Origin of the sequence: Burkholderia sp. E168m22, from assembly GCF_001319805.1 — a bacterium.
In the GTDB taxonomy this organism is placed as follows: domain Bacteria; phylum Pseudomonadota; class Gammaproteobacteria; order Burkholderiales; family Burkholderiaceae; genus Burkholderia; species Burkholderia orbicola.
Map to the genome: position 1 here is coordinate 32695 of NZ_BBSK01000010.1, position 17604 is coordinate 50298.

General features: G+C 67.3%; 16 protein-coding genes. 8 read left to right on the forward strand and 8 right to left on the reverse strand.

Features of this window, described 5'->3' with window-relative positions:
* Positions 1 to 215 precede the first annotated feature (215 nt).
* The 4 genes from AP428_RS01695 to AP428_RS01710 are packed head-to-tail and all read left to right on the forward strand — an operon-like array spanning position 216 to position 4943.
* Positions 216 to 1061 (forward strand): glycosyltransferase family 2 protein, encoded by an 846-nt coding sequence (locus tag AP428_RS01695; protein WP_054927456.1) that lies wholly within the window; start codon positions 216 to 218, stop codon positions 1059 to 1061.
* Positions 1058 to 2023, forward strand: a complete 966-nt coding sequence (locus tag AP428_RS01700) for an SDR family oxidoreductase (protein ID WP_054927457.1) — start codon at positions 1058 to 1060, stop codon at positions 2021 to 2023. The genes AP428_RS01695 and AP428_RS01700 overlap by 4 nt, the downstream gene beginning before the upstream one ends.
* A 7-nt stretch (positions 2024 to 2030) precedes the next feature.
* On the forward strand, positions 2031 to 3047 hold the full coding sequence (locus tag AP428_RS01705; protein WP_054927458.1) for a glycosyltransferase family 4 protein: 1017 nt from the start codon (positions 2031 to 2033) through the stop codon (positions 3045 to 3047).
* Between the two features lie 12 nt (positions 3048 to 3059).
* On the forward strand, positions 3060 to 4943 hold the full coding sequence (locus tag AP428_RS01710) for a nucleoside-diphosphate sugar epimerase/dehydratase (RefSeq protein WP_012328042.1): 1884 nt from the start codon (positions 3060 to 3062) through the stop codon (positions 4941 to 4943).
* An 87-nt stretch (positions 4944 to 5030) separates the two neighbouring features.
* On the opposite strand, the gene AP428_RS01715 is transcribed toward AP428_RS01710, so the two are convergent.
* From AP428_RS01715 to AP428_RS01735, 5 genes are read right to left on the reverse strand one after another with little or no spacing between them, the layout of a single operon-like run.
* The gene (locus AP428_RS01715) at positions 5031 to 6137 is read right to left on the reverse strand and encodes a glycosyltransferase (protein WP_006476713.1); all 1107 of its coding nucleotides are present in this window, start codon (positions 6135 to 6137) and stop codon (positions 5031 to 5033) included.
* 27 nt (positions 6138 to 6164) lie between these two features.
* Entirely contained in the window at positions 6165 to 7187 is a 1023-nt protein-coding gene (gene galE / locus AP428_RS01720; RefSeq protein ID WP_011544761.1) for a UDP-glucose 4-epimerase GalE, read from the reverse strand.
* A 15-nt stretch (positions 7188 to 7202) separates the two neighbouring features.
* On the reverse strand, positions 7203 to 8339 hold the full coding sequence (locus tag AP428_RS01725; RefSeq protein WP_054927459.1) for a glycosyltransferase family 4 protein: 1137 nt from the start codon (positions 8337 to 8339) through the stop codon (positions 7203 to 7205).
* Between the two features lie 52 nt (positions 8340 to 8391).
* Complete coding sequence (locus AP428_RS01730; RefSeq protein WP_054927460.1) at positions 8392 to 9216, reverse strand: glycosyltransferase; 825 nt, start codon at positions 9214 to 9216, stop codon at positions 8392 to 8394.
* Positions 9213 to 10469, reverse strand: a complete 1257-nt coding sequence (locus tag AP428_RS01735; protein WP_011544764.1) for a lipopolysaccharide biosynthesis protein — start codon at positions 10467 to 10469, stop codon at positions 9213 to 9215. Before AP428_RS01735 ends, AP428_RS01730 begins: the two co-directional genes overlap by 4 nt.
* A 245-nt stretch (positions 10470 to 10714) precedes the next feature.
* On the opposite strand from AP428_RS01735, the gene AP428_RS01740 reads away from it, so the two are divergent.
* The 4 genes from AP428_RS01740 to waaA all read left to right on the forward strand — a co-directional run bounded on the left by AP428_RS01740 (position 10715) and on the right by waaA (position 15587).
* Positions 10715 to 12109, forward strand: coding sequence for a phosphomannomutase/phosphoglucomutase (locus tag AP428_RS01740; protein WP_023475260.1), 1395 nt, complete (start codon positions 10715 to 10717; stop codon positions 12107 to 12109).
* Positions 12110 to 12281: 172 nt separating this feature from the next.
* A complete protein-coding gene (gene waaC / locus AP428_RS01745; RefSeq protein ID WP_054927461.1) occupies positions 12282 to 13277 on the forward strand; it encodes a lipopolysaccharide heptosyltransferase I in 996 nt (331 codons plus the stop codon).
* Between the two features lie 23 nt (positions 13278 to 13300).
* On the forward strand, positions 13301 to 14185 hold the full coding sequence (locus AP428_RS01750; RefSeq protein WP_054927462.1) for a Kdo hydroxylase family protein: 885 nt from the start codon (positions 13301 to 13303) through the stop codon (positions 14183 to 14185).
* Positions 14186 to 14222: 37 nt separating this feature from the next.
* Entirely contained in the window at positions 14223 to 15587 is a 1365-nt protein-coding gene (gene waaA, locus AP428_RS01755) for a lipid IV(A) 3-deoxy-D-manno-octulosonic acid transferase (protein WP_054927463.1), read from the forward strand.
* Between the two features lie 63 nt (positions 15588 to 15650).
* Here the strand turns inward: waaA and ureG are convergent, their stop codons facing one another.
* From ureG to ureE, 3 genes are read right to left on the reverse strand one after another with little or no spacing between them, the layout of a single operon-like run.
* Positions 15651 to 16298 (reverse strand): urease accessory protein UreG, encoded by a 648-nt coding sequence (gene ureG / locus AP428_RS01760; RefSeq protein ID WP_054927464.1) that lies wholly within the window; start codon positions 16296 to 16298, stop codon positions 15651 to 15653.
* A 16-nt stretch (positions 16299 to 16314) separates the two neighbouring features.
* Positions 16315 to 16995 carry an urease accessory protein UreF gene (locus AP428_RS01765; RefSeq protein WP_011544770.1) on the reverse strand — a complete coding sequence of 227 codons (681 nt, stop codon included), beginning with the start codon at positions 16993 to 16995 and terminating at the stop codon, positions 16315 to 16317.
* The gene (gene ureE, locus AP428_RS01770; RefSeq protein WP_006476702.1) at positions 16982 to 17590 is read right to left on the reverse strand and encodes an urease accessory protein UreE; all 609 of its coding nucleotides are present in this window, start codon (positions 17588 to 17590) and stop codon (positions 16982 to 16984) included. Before ureE ends, AP428_RS01765 begins: the two co-directional genes overlap by 14 nt.
* Positions 17591 to 17604 lie beyond the last annotated feature (14 nt).

Consider the following 17604-nt stretch of genomic DNA (forward strand, 5'->3'; position numbering starts at 1 on the left):
CGAGGTGCCGGCTTGTCGTAGTCGAAGCGGCGCTTAAAATGGGGACTGATTTAATGATTGCTGCCGGGCACGCAGGCGTTAAAATATCGGGTCGACCCCGCATTTCAAACGAAAAGCGGGCTTGTACGATTCAGTAACCGTATGAGTGCGTGATTTCATGCATCGGCAGTTGTCCAACCAGCGCTTCGTCATGCAGGCGCGCAGTCGAACCACGGATGAATGTAATAAGCGTGCCCCCCAGCGATGTCGATGGTTTGTCAATCTCCATCGTCGTTTATCACCCCGATACCGTTCAACTTGAGCAGACGCTGGCCAGTCTGGTCGCGGCGCGTGACCGCCTGCGTACGGCTTCGCTCGAATGCCCGGTCGATCTGTTTCTGGTCGATAACGGTGGGCTGGGAGACGTGTCTGCATTGATTGATGATCTCGATACGAAAGGTATTACCACCCGGATTCTGTCGGGCCACGGCAACGTTGGCTACGGACGGGGGCACAATCTCGCGATCGAATCGTCGACACGCCCGTTTCACCTGATCTTGAATCCTGACATCGATCTCGACGCAGACGCGCTCGTTGCCGCCCGTGCGTTTCTCGGTTCGCGTCCCGACGTCGGCGCGCTCACGCCATGGATCGGCGATGACACAGGCGGGCAGCAGTATCTCTGCCGCCGTTACCCGGCGGTGCTCGATCTGCTCGTGCGCGGCTTCCTGCCGGCGCGGTTTCGGGCAGCTTTTGCGAAGCGCCTCGCCCGCTACGAAATGCGCGACGTCATCAACGACCGCGACGTCGTTTGGGACCCCCCCATCGTCAGCGGCTGCTTCATGCTGTTCCGCACCGAAGTCCTGAAGAAACTCGGCGGCTTCGATCCACGCTATTTCCTGTACTTCGAGGACTACGACCTGAGCCTGCGCACGCACGAGATTGCCCGCGTCGCGTATGTTCCCTCGGTGCGCGTCATCCATCACGGTGGGGGGGCGTCGCGCAAGGGCTTCGCGCACATCCGCATGTTCGCCGCGTCGGCCTTCAAGTTCTACAACCGCTTTGGCTGGAGGCTCTGGTGAGTCACCTCGTCGTCACCGGCGCGAACGGCTTCGTCGGCCGCGCGGTCTGTCGTCGTGCGCTGGATGCCGGACATACGGTTACCGCGTTGGTACGGCGTCCGGGCGGCTGCATCGACGGCGTGCTCGAATGGGTGCACGACGCCGCCGATTTCGCGGGTCTGGATGAAGCGTGGCCAACCGACCTGACCGCCGATTGCGTGATCCATCTCGCCGCGCGCGTGCACGTGATGCGCGACGAGTCCCCCGATCCCGACGCTGCGTTCGATGCCACCAACGTCGCCGGCACGCTGCGTCTCGCCGACGCCGCGCGCCATCACGGCGTGCGCCGCATCGTGTTCGCGAGCAGCATCAAGGCGGTCGGAGAGGGCGACGGCGGAATACCGCTGTCGGAAGCGTTCGAACCCGACCCGCAGGATGCATACGGCCGTTCGAAGTTGCGGGCGGAACGGCAGCTCGCGCAGTGCGGCGCGTCGGCGGGGCTCGATGTCGTCGTCGTTCGTCCGCCGCTCGTCTATGGCCCTGCCGTCCGTGCCAACTTCCTGCGAATGATGGACGCGGTCGCGCGCGGGATGCCGTTGCCGCTCGGCGCGGTTTCGGCGCGCCGCAGCATCGTCTACGTCGACAATCTCGCCGACGCGCTGCTGCGTTGCGCAATCGACCCGCGAGCGGCCGGCGAATGCTTCCATGTCGCCGACGACGACGCCCCGACGGTCGCGGGCCTGCTGCGCCTCGTCGGCGACGCGCTCGGCAAGCCGGCGAGGCTGATCGCGGTGCCGCCGGCGCTGTTGCGTGTGCTCGGAAAGCTGATCGGTCGCAGTGCGGCTATCGACCGCCTGACGGGCAGTCTGCAACTCGATACCGGTCGGATCAGGCGCGTGCTCGACTGGCAGCCGCCCTATACGACCCGCCAGGGCCTCGAAGCGACCGCCGCATGGTATCGTTCGCGCGATACACGAAAATAAAAGCCACATGCTTCTCGCGAATCCCACCTGGCTCACCACGGCCGCGGTGGCCCTGGCCGCCGCATTCGCCTCGACGACGATTCTCCGCGTACTGCTCGCCACCGGGTGGGCCTGGCGCCTGGCCACCGACATTCCGAACGACCGTTCGCTCCATACGCTGCCGACACCGCGCGTCGGCGGATGGGGCATCGTGCCCGTCTGTGTCGTTGCGCTGCTGATGCTGGCGCCGCGGCTTTGGCTGATCGCGATCGCCGCCGCGGGACTCGCCGCGATGTCGCAGATCGACGACCGGCGCGGGCTGCCGGCCCGCGTGCGATTCTCCGCGCACCTCGCGGCAGTCGTCGCGCTGATCGTCGTCTTCCCGGCCGACGCACCGTGGTGGCTGCTCGCCGGCGTGGGTTTCGCGATGGTCTGGCTGACGAACCTGTACAACTTCATGGACGGCGCCGACGGTCTCGCGGGCGGCATGGCACTGTTTGGCTTCGGCGGATACGCGGTCGCGGCGCTCGGCGGCCCGCATACGTCGCCCGATCTCGCCGTGGCGGGCGCGGCAGTGGCCGGCGCGGCGCTCGGCTTTCTTCTGCTCAATTTCCATCCGGCGAGACTGTTTCTCGGCGACGCCGGCTCGATTCCGCTCGGCTTCCTGGCCGGCGCACTGGGCTATTGGGGCTGGCGTACCGATGTCTGGCCGATCTGGTTCCCCGCCATGGTATTCGCGCCCTTTATTGCAGACGCATCTGTAACACTTTTGAGACGTCTGTTACGCGGAGAAAAGTTCTGGCAGGCGCACCGCGAGCATTATTATCAAAGGATGGTCCGGTCGGGCGTCAGTCACGGCCGGACTGCCCTTTATTGGTACCTCATCATGCTCGCAGGCATAATTCTGGCCACGTGGGCAAAGGGCCGCCCCGAACTGCAGCAATGGCTGTCGTTGCTTGCGTGGTATGGCGTCCTGGCATGGTTCGGATGGTTGATCGACATGCGTTGGCGCCGGTTTCAAGCGGCCGCCGAAAACAATTCTTGAGGTTTCCCGCCGATGTTGCGATCCAGAGCATCTTGGCTGTCCCTGAGTGCTTTCCTGTTCGACCTGACGGCGGTTGTCGCCGCATGGTTGTTCGCTTATCTCGTTCGTTTCAACGGCAGCGTTCCGCATGATTTCCTGAGCGGCGCGCTGATGGCGCTGACGTGGGCACTGCCCGTCTATGCGCTGATGTTCCGCGGCTTCGGCCTGTATCGCGGGCTGTGGGTGTTCGCCAGCCTGCCCGATCTGATGCGCATCGCGAAGGCGGTGGCCGGCGGCGGCGTGATCGTGATGATCGGTGCCGTGATGTTCCAGCCGCAGCCGATCATTCCGCGCTCGGTGCTGCTGGTGTCGCCGTTGATGCTGTTCCTGGCAATGGGTGGCGCGCGTGCGCTGTATCGCGCGACGAAGGAGTACTACCTGTACGGTGGGCTGGTAGGCAAGGGCAAGCCGGTGCTGGTGCTGGGTGCCGGCACGGCCGGCGCGAGCCTCGCGCGCGAACTGTCGCGCTCCGGTGAATGGCGCTTGGTCGGCCTGCTCGACGACGACGTCACGAAACAGGGGCGCGAAATCTACGGCTACAAGGTGCTGGGCTCGTTCAACGACCTCAAGCACTGGACCGATGCGATGAAGGTCGAATACGCGATCATCGCGATTCCGTCGGCGTCGGTCGAAACACAGCGTCGCGTCGCGACCCTGTGCGTGCGGGCCGGCGTGAAGGCGATGGTGCTGCCGTCGCTGACCGCGCTGATGCCGGGGCAGGGCTTCCTGTCGCAGGTGCGGAACATCGATCTCGAGGATCTGCTCGGCCGCGACGCGGTGACGATCGATACGCCGCACGTCGAGGCGCTGCTGCGCGGCCGCGTCGTGATGGTGACCGGCGCGGGCGGCTCGATCGGCTCCGAGTTGTGCCGGCAGATCCTGCGCTTCGCCCCTGCGCAGCTCGTTGCATTCGATCTCTCGGAATACGCGATGTACCGGCTGACCGAGGAATTGCGTGAGCGTTTTCCGGATCTGCCCGTGGTGCCGATCATCGGCGATGCGAAGGATTCGCTGCTGCTCGACCAGGTGATGTCGCGTCACGCGCCGCACATCGTGTTCCATGCGGCCGCCTACAAGCACGTGCCGTTGATGGAAGAGCACAACGCATGGCAGGCGCTGCGCAACAACGTGCTCGGCACCTATCGCGTGGCGCGGGCGGCGATCCGCCACGACGTGCGTCACTTCGTGTTGATCTCGACCGACAAGGCGGTCAATCCGACCAACGTGATGGGCGCGAGCAAGCGTCTCGCGGAAATGGCCTGTCAGGCGTTGCAGCAGTCGAGCGGGCGTACGCAGTTCGAGACGGTGCGCTTCGGCAACGTGCTCGGCAGCGCGGGCAGTGTGATCCCAAAGTTTCAGCAGCAGATCGCGAAGGGCGGCCCGGTGACGGTCACGCACCCGGAGATCACGCGTTTCTTCATGACGATTCCGGAGGCGTCGCAGCTCGTGCTGCAGGCGTCGAGCATGGGGCATGGCGGCGAGATCTTCATTCTCGACATGGGCGAGCCGGTGAAGATCGTCGATCTCGCGTGCGACCTGATCCGCCTGTACGGCTTCTCGGAAGAACAGATCCGCATCGAGTTCACCGGGCTTCGGCCGGGCGAGAAGCTCTACGAGGAGTTGCTCGCTGACGACGAGGCGACGACGCGTACGCCGCATCCGAAGCTGCGGATCGCACGTGCGCGCGAAGTGCCGGACAATTTCCTCGACGAATTGCTGCCGTGGCTGATGCAGCATCGCGTGCTGTCCGACGACGAGGTACGGCGCGATCTGCGGCGCTGGGTGCCGGAATACCAGACGGCCGTTGCCCCTGTGTTGCAGAGCGTGCCGTCGGTGCGCGTCGTATCGAACGGGTGATGCGGTCCCCCGGCCGTGAACTGAACGGCAAGAAGAGAAAAAGCGCCCGGCAGGGCGCTTTTTTTCGTCCAGAAACGGTTACGCGATTCAGCGGCCGGGCCGATGCTTCCTCACCACCATCCATCGCGGCGCCTTGAACCGCACGATGCTGAGATAAAGCCACACATAGGTCAGCGCGAACAGCACGACGAACGCGAACAGGTGCACGGTATGCCGCCAGAACAGCGTCGCCGGTATCACCGCGACGAGGCACAACAGCCACAGATAAGGTGAAGTCAGCGAATTCCGCCGCGTCAGATCGTGCGCATGCTTCGTCCCGACGGCCCAGCGCATCAGCCGCTTGTACACGAGCATGTGCAGGTGCACGCCGTCCGGAATCCCCGGCGATATCCCGCGGATGAACTTCTTCCGGTAGATCGAGAAGCAGGTCTCGAAGATCGGATACATGAACAGCAGCACCGGGTACCACGCGGACACTTCGCGGTTGCGCATCACGAGCATGATCGCGAGCTCCGCGAGCATGAAGCCGATGAAATACGCACCGCCGTCGCCGAGGAAGATCAGCCCGGCGGGGAAATTCCACAGGAAGAAGCCGAGCACCGCGCCCATCATGATGATCGACGCGGACATCACGACCGGGTCGTTGACGTGGAACGCGACATACGCGAGCGACGCGAACATCATGAAGCTGACCATCGACGCGAGCCCGTTGAACCCGTCGATGATGTTGATCGCATTCGCGAGTGCCGCGACCGCGAGCACCGTGATGAATGCCGAGATGGCCACGTAGCCGAGCAGGAAGTCGAGCGGCGGCACGCTGATGCGCGTGACCGCGATGTTCATCAGCCAGAATGCGAGCGCGGCCGCGCCCATCGTGCACAGCAGCCGCGCGCGCGGCGACACGCGCTTGGTCAGGTCCTCGACGAGGCCGGACAGGAACGCCGGCAGCCCGCAGGCAACGATCCCGAGAATGCTGCCGGAGATCGTCGGATAGCGCCGGAACAGCACCAGCGCGGCAACGACGACTCCGGCGAGGATCCCGATGCCGCCCACCCGCGGCACCGGCCGCACATGGAATTTCTGCACGCCGGCCAGGTCGCTGTCGATCGAGAATTTCTCGTGAAGGTGCGCGTAGCGCACGATGAACAGCGTGACGAGCAAGGAGACGATGAAGCCGGACGCGAAGCTGAGCATGGGATCGCTCGGAAAATGGACAGCGGATTATACAAAACCGCGCGGGTTCCCCTCCTGCCATCGCCAGTGGTCGGCACACATCTCTTCGATACCGAGCGTCGCACGCCAGCCGATGATGTCGACCGCGGCCTGCGGGTTCGCATAGCACTCGGCGATGTCGCCCGGGCGGCGCGCGACGAGTTCGTACGGCACCGGGCGGCCCGACGCCTTCTCGAACGCGCGCACGACTTCCAGCACGCTGTAGCCCTGGCCGGTGCCGAGGTTCACGACGAAGCTCGCGTCGCGCTTCGCGAGCGCGTCGAGCGCGGCGATGTGCCCCTTCGCGAGATCGACGACGTGGATGTAGTCGCGCACGCCGGTGCCGTCCGGCGTCGGGTAGTCGGAGCCGAACACGCGCAGCTTTTCCAGCTTGCCGACCGCGACCTGCGCGACGTACGGCATCAGGTTGTTCGGGATGCCGGCCGGGTCCTCGCCGATCAGCCCGCTCGCGTGCGCGCCGACCGGGTTGAAGTAGCGCAGCGTCGCGATCCGCCACGACGGGTCCGAGACTTCGAGATCGCGCAGGATCTGCTCGGCGATCAGCTTCGACTGGCCGTACGGGTTCGTCGCGGACAGCGGGAACGATTCGTCGATCGGCGAGCGCTCGGGCACGCCGTACACGGTCGCGGACGAGCTGAACACGAACTGCCTGACGTTGCGCTCGCGCATGACCTTCAGCACGGCGAGCAGCCCGCCGATGTTGTTCTGGTAGTACTCGAGCGGCTTCGCGACCGATTCGCCGACGGCCTTGAGCGCCGCGAAGTGAATCGTGCCGGTGATCGGATGCGCGTCGAATACCTTCGCGAGCGCGGCTTCGTCGCACACGTCGACCTGGTGGAACGCGGGCGTCTTGCCCGTGATCCGCTCGATCCGGCGCACCGATTCGGCCTTGCTGTTGACGAGGTTGTCGACGATCACGACGTCGTAGCCGTTGTCGAGCAGCTCGACGGCCGTGTGCGAGCCGATATAGCCCGCGCCGCCGGTAACGAGGATGGTGCCTTTAGCGGTCATTGCTGATGCGCTCCTTCAGAGTGTGAATCCTGTCAACGAATGGATGGTCTCCCTGTAGCGTTCGACGACCTGCTGTTCGTCGAATTCCGCCGCGACCTTGTGCCGGCCGCGTGCGCCCATCGTCGCCCGGCCTTGCGGCCCGAGCGCGATCATGCGATTCAATTGTTCGGCAAGGCTCGCGCTGTCGCGCACGCGGCACAGGTAACCCGTTTCGCCGTCGGCGACGACGTCGCGGCAGCCCGGCACGTCGGTCGCGACGATCGGGCGGCCCATCGCCGAAGCTTCCATCAGCGTGCGCGGCACGCCTTCGCGGTACGACGGCAGCACGACGCAGTCGGCCGCCGCGATGTGCGGTCGCACGTCGTGCGCTTCGCCGAGATACTCGACGATGCCTTCGCCGACCCACGCGTCAACGTCCGCGCGACCGATCGCGCTCGGATTGTCGACGCCGAGCGGCCCGAGCAGCTGGAAGCGCGCATTCGGGAAGCGCTCGCGCACGAGACGCGCGGCCTCCACGTATTCGCGCACGCCCTTGTCCCACAGCAGCCGGCCGATCAGGATGAAGACGGGGGCGTCGCCGCCCGGCAGCGGCACGGGCGAGAACTGTTCGAGATCGACGCCTTCGCCGTGCAGCAGCCGCGCACGGTCGGGATGCGCGAGCAAGCGCTCGTCGGTGAAGGTCGCGAGATCGTCGCGGTTCAGGAACCACACCTCACGCGGGAAGCGGAACGCGAACCGGTACAGTCGCTTCGCGACGCTCGCCGCGCGGCTTTTCTGGATGAACACGTAGCCGAGGCCCGTCGTCACGGCGATCGACGGCACGCGCGCGAGCCACGCGGCCACCGAGCCGTAGATGTTCGGCTTGATCGTGTAATGGAACACGAGATCGGGCCGCAGCGCGCGGTAGTGACGCACCAGCGCGGCGAGCGTGCCGAGATCCTCGCGCGGGCTCGTGCCTTTCGACGCGATGGCGAGCGCCACGTAGCGGCAGCCCATCTGCTCGAGCAACGGCACCGTGCGGTCGTGCGGCGCGATCACGATGACCTCGGCGCCGCGCGCGACGAGCGCACGGATCAGCCCGTGGCGATACGTATGGATCGCCCAGGCCGTGTTGCAGACGAGCGCGATGCGCAGCGGGGAGGTGGCGGCCATGAAAAAAAGAAAAAATAAAGCGTCGAAATGGGCGAACGGGGCCGGGTGCGCGTCACGCGGACGGTCGCGCGGCGAACAGCGTCTGCTTGATGCGCTGCAGCGTACGGTACGGCGTCACGAAATGCAGCAGGTTCTTGGCGAGGCCGGCCCAGTCGTACGGGTTCAGCACGTTGAAGTGGCGCAGCAGCAGCGTGAGCGTCGACACCAGCTGGCGCCGGCGCTTGGTCGCGCTGATCCCGCCCTCGTTAAGCTCGTAATACAGGCCGAGTTCCGGCAGGTTCGCGCAATCGTAGCGTTGCATTAACCGTAAAAAAAGATCGAGATCCTCGGCCGCGCGGTACTTCGCCCGATAGTTGCCCACTTCGCGCACGGCGTCGATGCGCAACATCACAGACGGATGCACGAGCGGCGAGCGCAGGAAGCGCGTTCGGCGCAGCGTGCGCGGATCGGCGGGCGGCATCAGCATGAAACGCGGCTCGCCGGCGCGCGACACGACCTGGGTCCACATGCCGACGCAGGCGACGCGCGGATGGGCATCGAGATAGGCGCGTTCTTTCGCCAAGCGCTGCGGCGCGGCGAGATCGCCAGCATCGATGCGGGCCGCGTAGCGGAAGCTGCGAGCCGCGAGCGCGTCGATGCCGGCCGCCAGCGCACGTTCGATGCCGCCGTTCTGGGGCATGCGCAGCACGTCGATCGCGAGGCCCGGCAGGTCGGGCGCGACGATCGGCGGCGTGCTGCCGTCGTCGACGATCAGCACGTGCACGGGCGCGTCCTCGCGAAACGACGCGAGGGTCCGGACGACGTCGTCGTGCCCGTTGTAGGCCGGCATCAGCACGGCCACGTCGTCGAGCGGGGGCGGGCAATCAGGGGACGTCATGTTCGCAGCTTGAAACGGATGTAATAAAAGTTGACGGCGGCGGCGGCGAGGTAGCCGGCCGCCAGCCCGACGAGCGCGCCGTACAGGCCGAGCCGCGGGATCGCGAACAGGTTGACGAGTGCGGCGATGGCCAGCGCGAGCAGCCATTTCGTCAGCAACACGAATTTTGCTTGATATTTGAGAACGATAAGATTGCCTATCGCCTCGATGCCGGCCGGCACGGACAGCCAGACGGCCCAGCGGAAGATGTCGACGGACGCCTCGTAGCCGCGGCCGAATACCTTGCCTACGATCAGCGGGGCGGCGGCGTCGAGCACGAGCGCGCCGGCCGTCATCAGGCCGGCCGTCATCGCGATCAGCCGGACGATGTTGCGGCGCAGCCGCGCGACGTCCTGCACGCGGTAGACGAACGCGGGCGCGATGGTCTGCGCGAGCATCAGCGCGAGCGTGATCCAGTTCTCGTTGAGTTGCTGCGCGGCCGAGTAGCGGCCGAGATCGGCGAACGAAACGTGACGCTCGAGCATCAGGCGGTCGAGCTTCAGGAACAGGTACATGCAGATGAGGCCGAGCCAGAACACGGTGCCGGCCGTGGCAAAGTGCCGGAACAGCGGCTTGTCGAACGTCCAGCCGAGCGCGCCGCCGTTACGATGGCGGTAGTACAGCAGCAGCGCGAGGCCGATCGCGGCGGCTTCCAGCGCCCACAGCCACGCGAAACGGGCGGGGCCGGCGGCCGCGCGCACCAGGAGCCAGACGAGCAGCGCCTTGGCGAGCGCGGTGAGCATGCTGGTGACGAGCTGCGGCTTGCTGTAGGTCATGCTCTGCAGCCACGCGTTGATCACGCCGACGAACGGCTCGCGGAACACCATCGTGACGGCCAGGCCGGCGAGCATCGCGCCGACCAGCGGATCGAAGGCGCCCGCGGCGATCGCGATCCAGGTCGCGGCGAGCGCGGCGACCGATACGGCGATGCGCAGCACGAACGCGCTGCCGAGCACGGCGCCGAGCTGCGCGGGCGGGCGCTGGACGATGGTGGGGACGAGGATTTCCGCGCCGCACACCCAGGTGAGCGGCGCCAGTACCAGGAGAAGCGTATTCGCATACTGCCATTTGCCGAACACATCTGGCCCGAAATAACGGGCCAGCAGGCCGCTGATCGCGATCGCGACGCCGATCTGCGTGAGCCGTTCGAGCCCCAGCCAGACGAGGTTCGCGACGGCCTTCGCGACGTCCGGGTTGCCGAAGCGCTTCAGCATGCGCGGCAGCGGCGGCGCGCGCGGAGGGCGGCCGGAGGCGGCGGGTGGGCGGCGGCGGAGCGGCTAGGCATTAAAATGGGCGACATGCGCGTCATCAAAACCCGCGATTATAAGTGGGATCGCGGCTGCTCCAGCCGTTGTGCGCGGTGTTCCGCCGGCAGGCATGTATCATGCGCGGCACCCGTGAGCGGCGGCCCGCGCAAGCCAGACAATTTTCCATGCACGCAACTGAGAGAAGAGAATCGATGATCTCCCAATCCATCTTCAAGGCATATGACATTCGTGGCGTGGTCGGCAAGACACTCGACGTCGACACGGCGCGCGGAATCGGCCGGGCATTCGGCAGCGAAGTCCGTGCGCAGGGCGGCGATGCGGTCGTCGTCGCGCGCGACGGCCGCCTGTCCGGGCCGGAACTGGTCGGCGCGCTGGCCGACGGCCTGCGTGCGGCCGGGGTCGACGTCGTCGACGTCGGCATGGTGCCGACGCCGGTCGGTTATTTCGCGGCGAACGTGCCGCTGGCGCTGAAGGGCGGCGAGCGCCGCGTCGATTCGTGCATCGTCGTCACGGGCAGTCACAACCCGCCCGACTACAACGGCTTCAAGATGGTGCTGCGCGGCGCCGCGATCTACGGCGAGCAGATCCAGGCGCTGTACCGCCGCATCGTCGACGAGCGGTTCGAGTCCGGCAGCGGCACCTATGAGCAGATCGACGTCGCGGATCAATACATCGCGCGCATCGTCGGCGACGTGAAGCTCGCGCGGCCGCTGAAGATCGTGGTCGACGCCGGCAACGGCGTCGCAGGCCCGCTCGCGACGCGCCTGTTCAAGGCGCTCGGCTGCGAGCTCGTCGAGCGCTTCACCGACATCGACGGCACGTTCCCGAATCACCACCCCGATCCCGCCCACCCGGAAAACCTGCAGGACGTGATCCAGGCGCTGAAGGACACCGATGCGGAACTCGGCTTCGCGTTCGACGGCGACGGCGACCGCCTGGGCGTCGTCACGAAGGACGGCCAGATCATCTATCCGGACCGCCAGCTGATGCTGTTCGCGGAAGAAGTGCTGTCGCGCAACCCGGGCGCGCAGATCATCTACGACGTGAAGTGCACGCGCCACCTCGCGCAGTGGGTGAAGTCGAAGGGCGGCGAGCCGCTGATGTGGAAGACGGGTCACTCGCTCGTGAAGGCGAAGCTGCGCGAGACGGGTGCGCCGCTCGCCGGCGAAATGAGCGGCCACGTGTTCTTCAAGGATCGCTGGTACGGCTTCGACGACGGCCTGTACACCGGTGCGCGCCTGCTCGAGATTCTCGCGAAGACGGCCGATCCGAGCGCGCTGCTCAACAGCCTGCCGGACGCGATGAGCACGCCGGAACTGCAGCTCTGGCTCGACGAAGGCGAGAATTTCCGCCTGATCGAGCAGTTGCAGAAAGAGGCGAAGTTCGACGGCGCCGATGAAGTCGTGACGATCGACGGCCTGCGTGTCGAGTACCCGGACGGCTTCGGCCTCGCGCGTTCGTCGAACACGACGCCGGTCGTCGTGATGCGCTTCGAGGCCGAGACGCAGGAAGGGCTCAAGCGCATCCAGGAAGACTTCCGCCGCGTGCTGACGGCCGCGAAGCCGGACGTCAAGCTGCCGTTCTGAGCGCCGGCGGCCGGCGGGCCGCCCGTACGACGGCCGGTTCGTCGGCCGTGTTTGTCTCGAAAAGCGGCGCGTGCCCCGGGCGCGCGGCCGCTTTTTGTCTGTCCGGTCGTCCGGCCGGGATAAAATCCCCCCTTTATGTCTGTCGCCGGCTGCCAGCCGGCGTTTTTTCAGCGTGCAAAAGATCCTGATCGTGCGCGTGTCGTCGCTGGGCGACGTCGTGCACAACATGCCGGTGGTCGCCGATATCCGGCGCCGCCACCCCGATGCGCAGATCGACTGGCTCGTCGAGGAAAGCTTCGTCGACCTCGTGCGGCTCGTCGACGGCGTGCGCAACGTGCTGCCGTTCTCGCTGCGCCGCTGGCGCAAGAAACCGTTCTCGGGTGCGACGTGGCGCGAGATCCGCGCATTTCGCCGGCGCCTCGCGGCCGAGCAGTACGACCTCGTGATCGACTGCCAGGGCCTCATCAAGACGGCGTGGGTCGCGAGCTGGGCGCGCGGGCCGCTCGTCGGGCTCGGCAACCGGACCGACGGCGCCGGCTACGAATGGCCCGTGCGCCTCTTCTATCGCAAGCGCGTGCCGATCGCGCCGCGCACGCACGTGGTCGAGCGCTCGCGCCAACTCGTCGCGGCCGCGCTGGACGACCCGGCGCCGACCCCGGCCGATCCGGTCGAATTCGGCCTCGACACGCGGGCGGCGGCGCTCGCGGTGGCCGCGCTCGGCCTGAACCTGCCGGTGCCGTACGTCGTGTTCGTGCACGCGACGTCGCGCGCCGACAAACAGTGGCCGGACGCCGCCTGGATCGAGCTCGGCCAGGCGCTCGTGCGGCGCGGCGCGTCGCTCGTGCTGCCGTGGGGCAACGACGCGGAGCGCGCGACCAGCGAGCGGCTCGCGAAGGAATTCGGCGCGGCGGCGATCGTGCCGCCGAAGCTGTCGCTGCCGGCCGTGGTCGGTCTGATCGACGGCGCGGCCGCGACGGTCGGGGTTGATACAGGTCTGGTTCACATCGCGGCCGCGCTGAAGCGTCCGACGGTCGAACTGTACAATTTCGCGACGGCCTGGCGGACCGGCGGCTACTGGTCGCCGAACGTCGTCAATCTCGGCACGGCGGGGCAACCCCCGTCGATCGCGCAGGTGAAGTCGGCGCTCGCGGGCTTCGGTCTCCTGTAACGCTGTCCACACGCGAACCGATCATGAGCGAATCCCAGATCATCGAAGTCCCGTCCGCCGACTGGAGCGGACACAACCTGTCGGCGCCGCGCGAGCAGTTGCTCGCCGCGGTCGAGGAAGGCAAGGTGCTGTATTTCCCGCATCTGCGCTTCGCGATCGACGGCGGCGAGGAAGCGCTGCTCGATCCGGCGCTCGCCGATCCGAAACGCAAGAACATCAGTCTCGCGCCGAACGGCGGCGCGCTTGCCGGCGTGCTCGGCGACAGCGTCACGCAGTCGGCCGTGCGCGCGCTCGTCGCGCGCTTCCAGCAGCAGGCCGGCATGCTCGTCGATGGCCTTTTCCCCGAATACCGCGGCAAGCTGCGCGTCGCGCCGACGAGCCTGCGGCTGATGCAGGTCGAAACGCGCCAGACGTCGTGGCGCAAGGACGACAGCCGCCTGCACGTCGACGCATTCCCGTCGCGGCCGAACTACGGCGAGCGGATTCTGCGCGTGTTCACGAACGTGAACCCGGCCGGCGTGCCGCGCGTGTGGCGCGTCGGCGAGCCGTTCGAGGATGTCGCGAAGCGCTTCCTGCCGAAGATCCGGCCGCAGTTGCCGGGCTCGGCGTGGCTGCTGAACCTCCTGCACGTAACGAAATCGCCGCGCAGCGCGTACGACCATCTGATGCTGAACCTGCACGACGGGATGAAGGCCGATCTCGACTACCAGAAGACGTGTCCCCAGCAGACGATGCCGTTTCCGCCGGGCAGCGTGTGGATATGTTTCTCCGATCAGACTTCTCACGCTGTGATGTCCGGCCAGTTCATGCTGGAGCAGACCTTCTTTCTGCCGGTCGACGCGATGGTGCGCCGCGAATGCGCGCCGCTCGGCATTCTCGAACGCCTGACGGGCAGGGCGCTGGTTTGAGCGCGCACCTGCTTCGACGCAACCCCCGGACGGCCGCATGCTGAGGGCGATCTATCGTGCGCTGTGGTGGCTCGTCGCGCCGGCCGCCGTGATCCGGCTCTATGTGCGCTCGCGCAAGGAGCGCGGCTATCGCGAGCATATCGGCGAGCGCTTCGGTCACGTCGCGGGCCGCTCGCGCGACGACCGCGCGCCGCTGATCTGGGTGCATGCGGTGTCGGTCGGCGAGACGCGCGCCGCGCAGCCGCTGATCGATGCGCTGATGCGCGCGCGCCCCGATGCGCGCATCCTGCTCACGCACATGACGCCGAGCGGCCGTGCGACGGGCGAACAGATCTTCGGCGATCGCGTGCTGCGCTGCTATCTGCCGTACGACATGCCGGGCGCGGTGCGGCGCTTCCTGCGCGCGTGGCGGCCGACGCTCGGCCTCGTGATGGAAACCGAGGTGTGGCCGACGCTGATCGACGAGTGCCGGCGTGCGGACGTGCCGCTCGTGCTGACCAATGCGCGGATGTCCGCGCGTTCGTTCCGGCGCGCGGCGAAGTTCGGCGCGGCGACGCGCGACGTGTTCGGCGGCTTCTCGCGCGTGCTCGCGCAGAGCCCGGCCGACGCGGAGCGGCTGACGTCGCTCGGCGCGCGCAACGTGACCGTGCTCGGCAACCTGAAGTTCGACATGACGACGCCGCCGGAACTCGCGGCACGCGGCCATGCATGGCGCGACGCGATCGGCGCGCGGCCGGTGTGGGTCGCGGCCAGCACGCGCGAGAACGAAGAGGCGCTGGTGCTGCAGGCGTTCGCGGAAATGCGCACGCCCGGCGCGCTGCTGGTGCTCGTGCCGCGTCATCCGCAGCGCTTTGCCGAAGTCGAGGCGCTCGTCGCGCGCAGCGGGCTCAAGTGCGTGCGGCGCTCGGTGTGGGCGGCCGATGCGGCTGCGCTCGCGGCGGGCTGGCCGGCCGCCGAACCGCTGGCGGATGACGTGACGGTGCTGCTCGGCGATTCGATGGGCGAGCTCGGCGCGTACTACGCGGCGGCCGACATCGCGTTCATCGGCGGCAGCCTGCTGCCGCTCGGCGGGCAGAACCTGATCGAAGCGTGCGCGGTCGGCGTGCCGGTGCTGATCGGGCCGCACGTGTTCAACTTCACGCAGGCGACCGCCGACGCGGTCGCGGCAGGGGCAGCGATGCAGGTCGAAGATCCGCTCGATCTCGCGCACGTGCTCGACGCGCTGTTCGCCGACAAGGCGCGGCGTATCGCGATGGGGGCGGCCGGCGCGGCCTTCGCGGCGCGTCATCGCGGCGCGACCGCGCGCACGGTCGACGTGCTCGCCGCGCTGCTGCCGCCTGCCGCCGCCGCCGGCGCGCGTGCGTTGCCGGACCAGTCGAGCGCGGCTTCCGAAGACGAATAGACGAAGGGCGGCGCAAGGCCGCCCCCGAACGCATCGCGGCGACGTGCGCCGTCGCCATGCCGCTCACACCGTCAGCAAGCCCTTTTTCTCGATGAACGCGATCACGTCCGCGACGCCGTCGAGCGCCTTCAGGTTCGTCATCACGTAAGGCCGCTCGCCGCGCATTTTCCGCGTGTCGGACGCCATCACGTCGAGGTTCGCGCCGACCAGCGGCGCGAGGTCGGTCTTGTTGATCACGAGCAGGTCGGACTTCGTGATGCCCGGGCCGCCCTTGCGCGGGATCTTCTCGCCGCCCGCGACGTCGATCACGTAGATCGTCAGGTCCGACAGCTCGGGACTGAAGGTCGCCGCGAGATTGTCGCCGCCGGACTCGATGAACACGATGTCGGCATCGGGAAAGCGCGTGAGCATCCGGTCGACGGCCTCGAGGTTGATCGACGCATCTTCCCGGATCGCCGTGTGCGGGCAGCCGCCCGTCTCGACGCCCATGATGCGTTCCTCGGGCAGCGCGCCCGCGACTGTCAGTAGCCGCTGGTCTTCCTTCGTATAGATGTCGTTGGTGATCGCGACGAGGTCGTACCGGTCGCGCATCGCCTTGCACAGCATTTCGAGCAGCGTGGTCTTGCCGGAGCCGACGGGGCCGCCAATGCCGACGCGCAGCGGCGGCAGTTTCTTCGTGCGGCGGATGGAGGAGGGAGCGGGTGCGTTCATGGTCGGGCGATGAGGTTCAGGAGCGGAACAACCGCGAGTACTGGGTTTCGTGCCGCGCGGACAGGATGCCGAGCTGTGGCGCGAACGTGTTGACGGCGTCGGGCGGCGTCGCGAGCGCACGGCGTACGGCCGCGTCGATCGCGCCGCGCAGCGCGACGATGATGCGTTGCCCGGCGAGCTGGCCGAGCGGCACGGCCTTCAGCGCGGCGGACGTCTGGTTCTCGACCCAGCCGAATGCGTACGCGGCGAGCGTCGCGTCGGCGCCGGCGTCGTGAGCGGCAGCCGCGTACGCGAACGCAGTCGGCAGCGCGATCGGCGACAGCGACGCGAGCGTCGCGCGCCGTGCGGCGTCGCCCCATTCGAGCGATGCGCACAGCTGCGCGAGCGACCAGCCCATCTGTTCGGTTTCGCGACGCAGTTCGGCCGATTCCCGGCTCGCGACGAACCAGGCATTTTCGGCGGCGAGCGCGTGCGTGTCGTGCGTCTGCCAGCGGGCGAGCTGGTGCGCGAGGAACGGCAGTTCGCCGTGCGCGAGCACGTCGGTCAGGCCGCTCGCGATCCAGTCGCGCGCGGAATCGGCGTCGCGGATCAGGTTCGCGTCGAGCGCGGCTTCGAGGCCCTGCGAATAGCTGTACGCGCCGATCGGCAAAGCTGGCGACGCGAGGTGCAGCAGCGCGACGAGCTCAGTGGTGGTCATGACCGTGGTGGCCGTGCGTGCAGCCGGGACCATGCTGATGATCGTGATCGTGATCGTGATCGTGCGAATGCGCATGCCCGTGGTGTTCGCCGAACACCTGCTGCGCGAGCGCGTAGTCTTCGGCGAACGTTGCGTCGTGTCCGTGTTTGTGGCCACCGCCGTACGCACCGGCTTCCGGCTGGAACGGTGCATGCGTTTCGTCGACCTGCGTGCCGAGCCGGCGCAGCATGTCCGCGAGCACCGGATCGGCTTCGAGCTTCAGGTAGCCGTCGCCGATCTCGACCGGCGTGTGACGGTTGCCGAGATGGTACGCGGCGCGCATCAGCGTGAGCGGGTCGGCCGCGCGTACGAGCAGCACGGTTTCGGGGGCCGCCGCGATACGCACGAGCGCACCGTCGTCGGCGACGAGCACGTCGCCGTCGCGTAGCACGGTGCCGCGCGGCAGCAGCACCGCGACGTCCTCGCCGGTGTCGAGCGTCGCCGCGAGGCGACTCTTGCAGCGGGCGTCATAGGCGAGCGTGAGCGTCGGCGCGCGAGCCACGAGCGACGCGGCGAGTTTCACGTTCGGGGCAATACGTTTGTCGAGGGTACGCATGAAACTGGGGATTC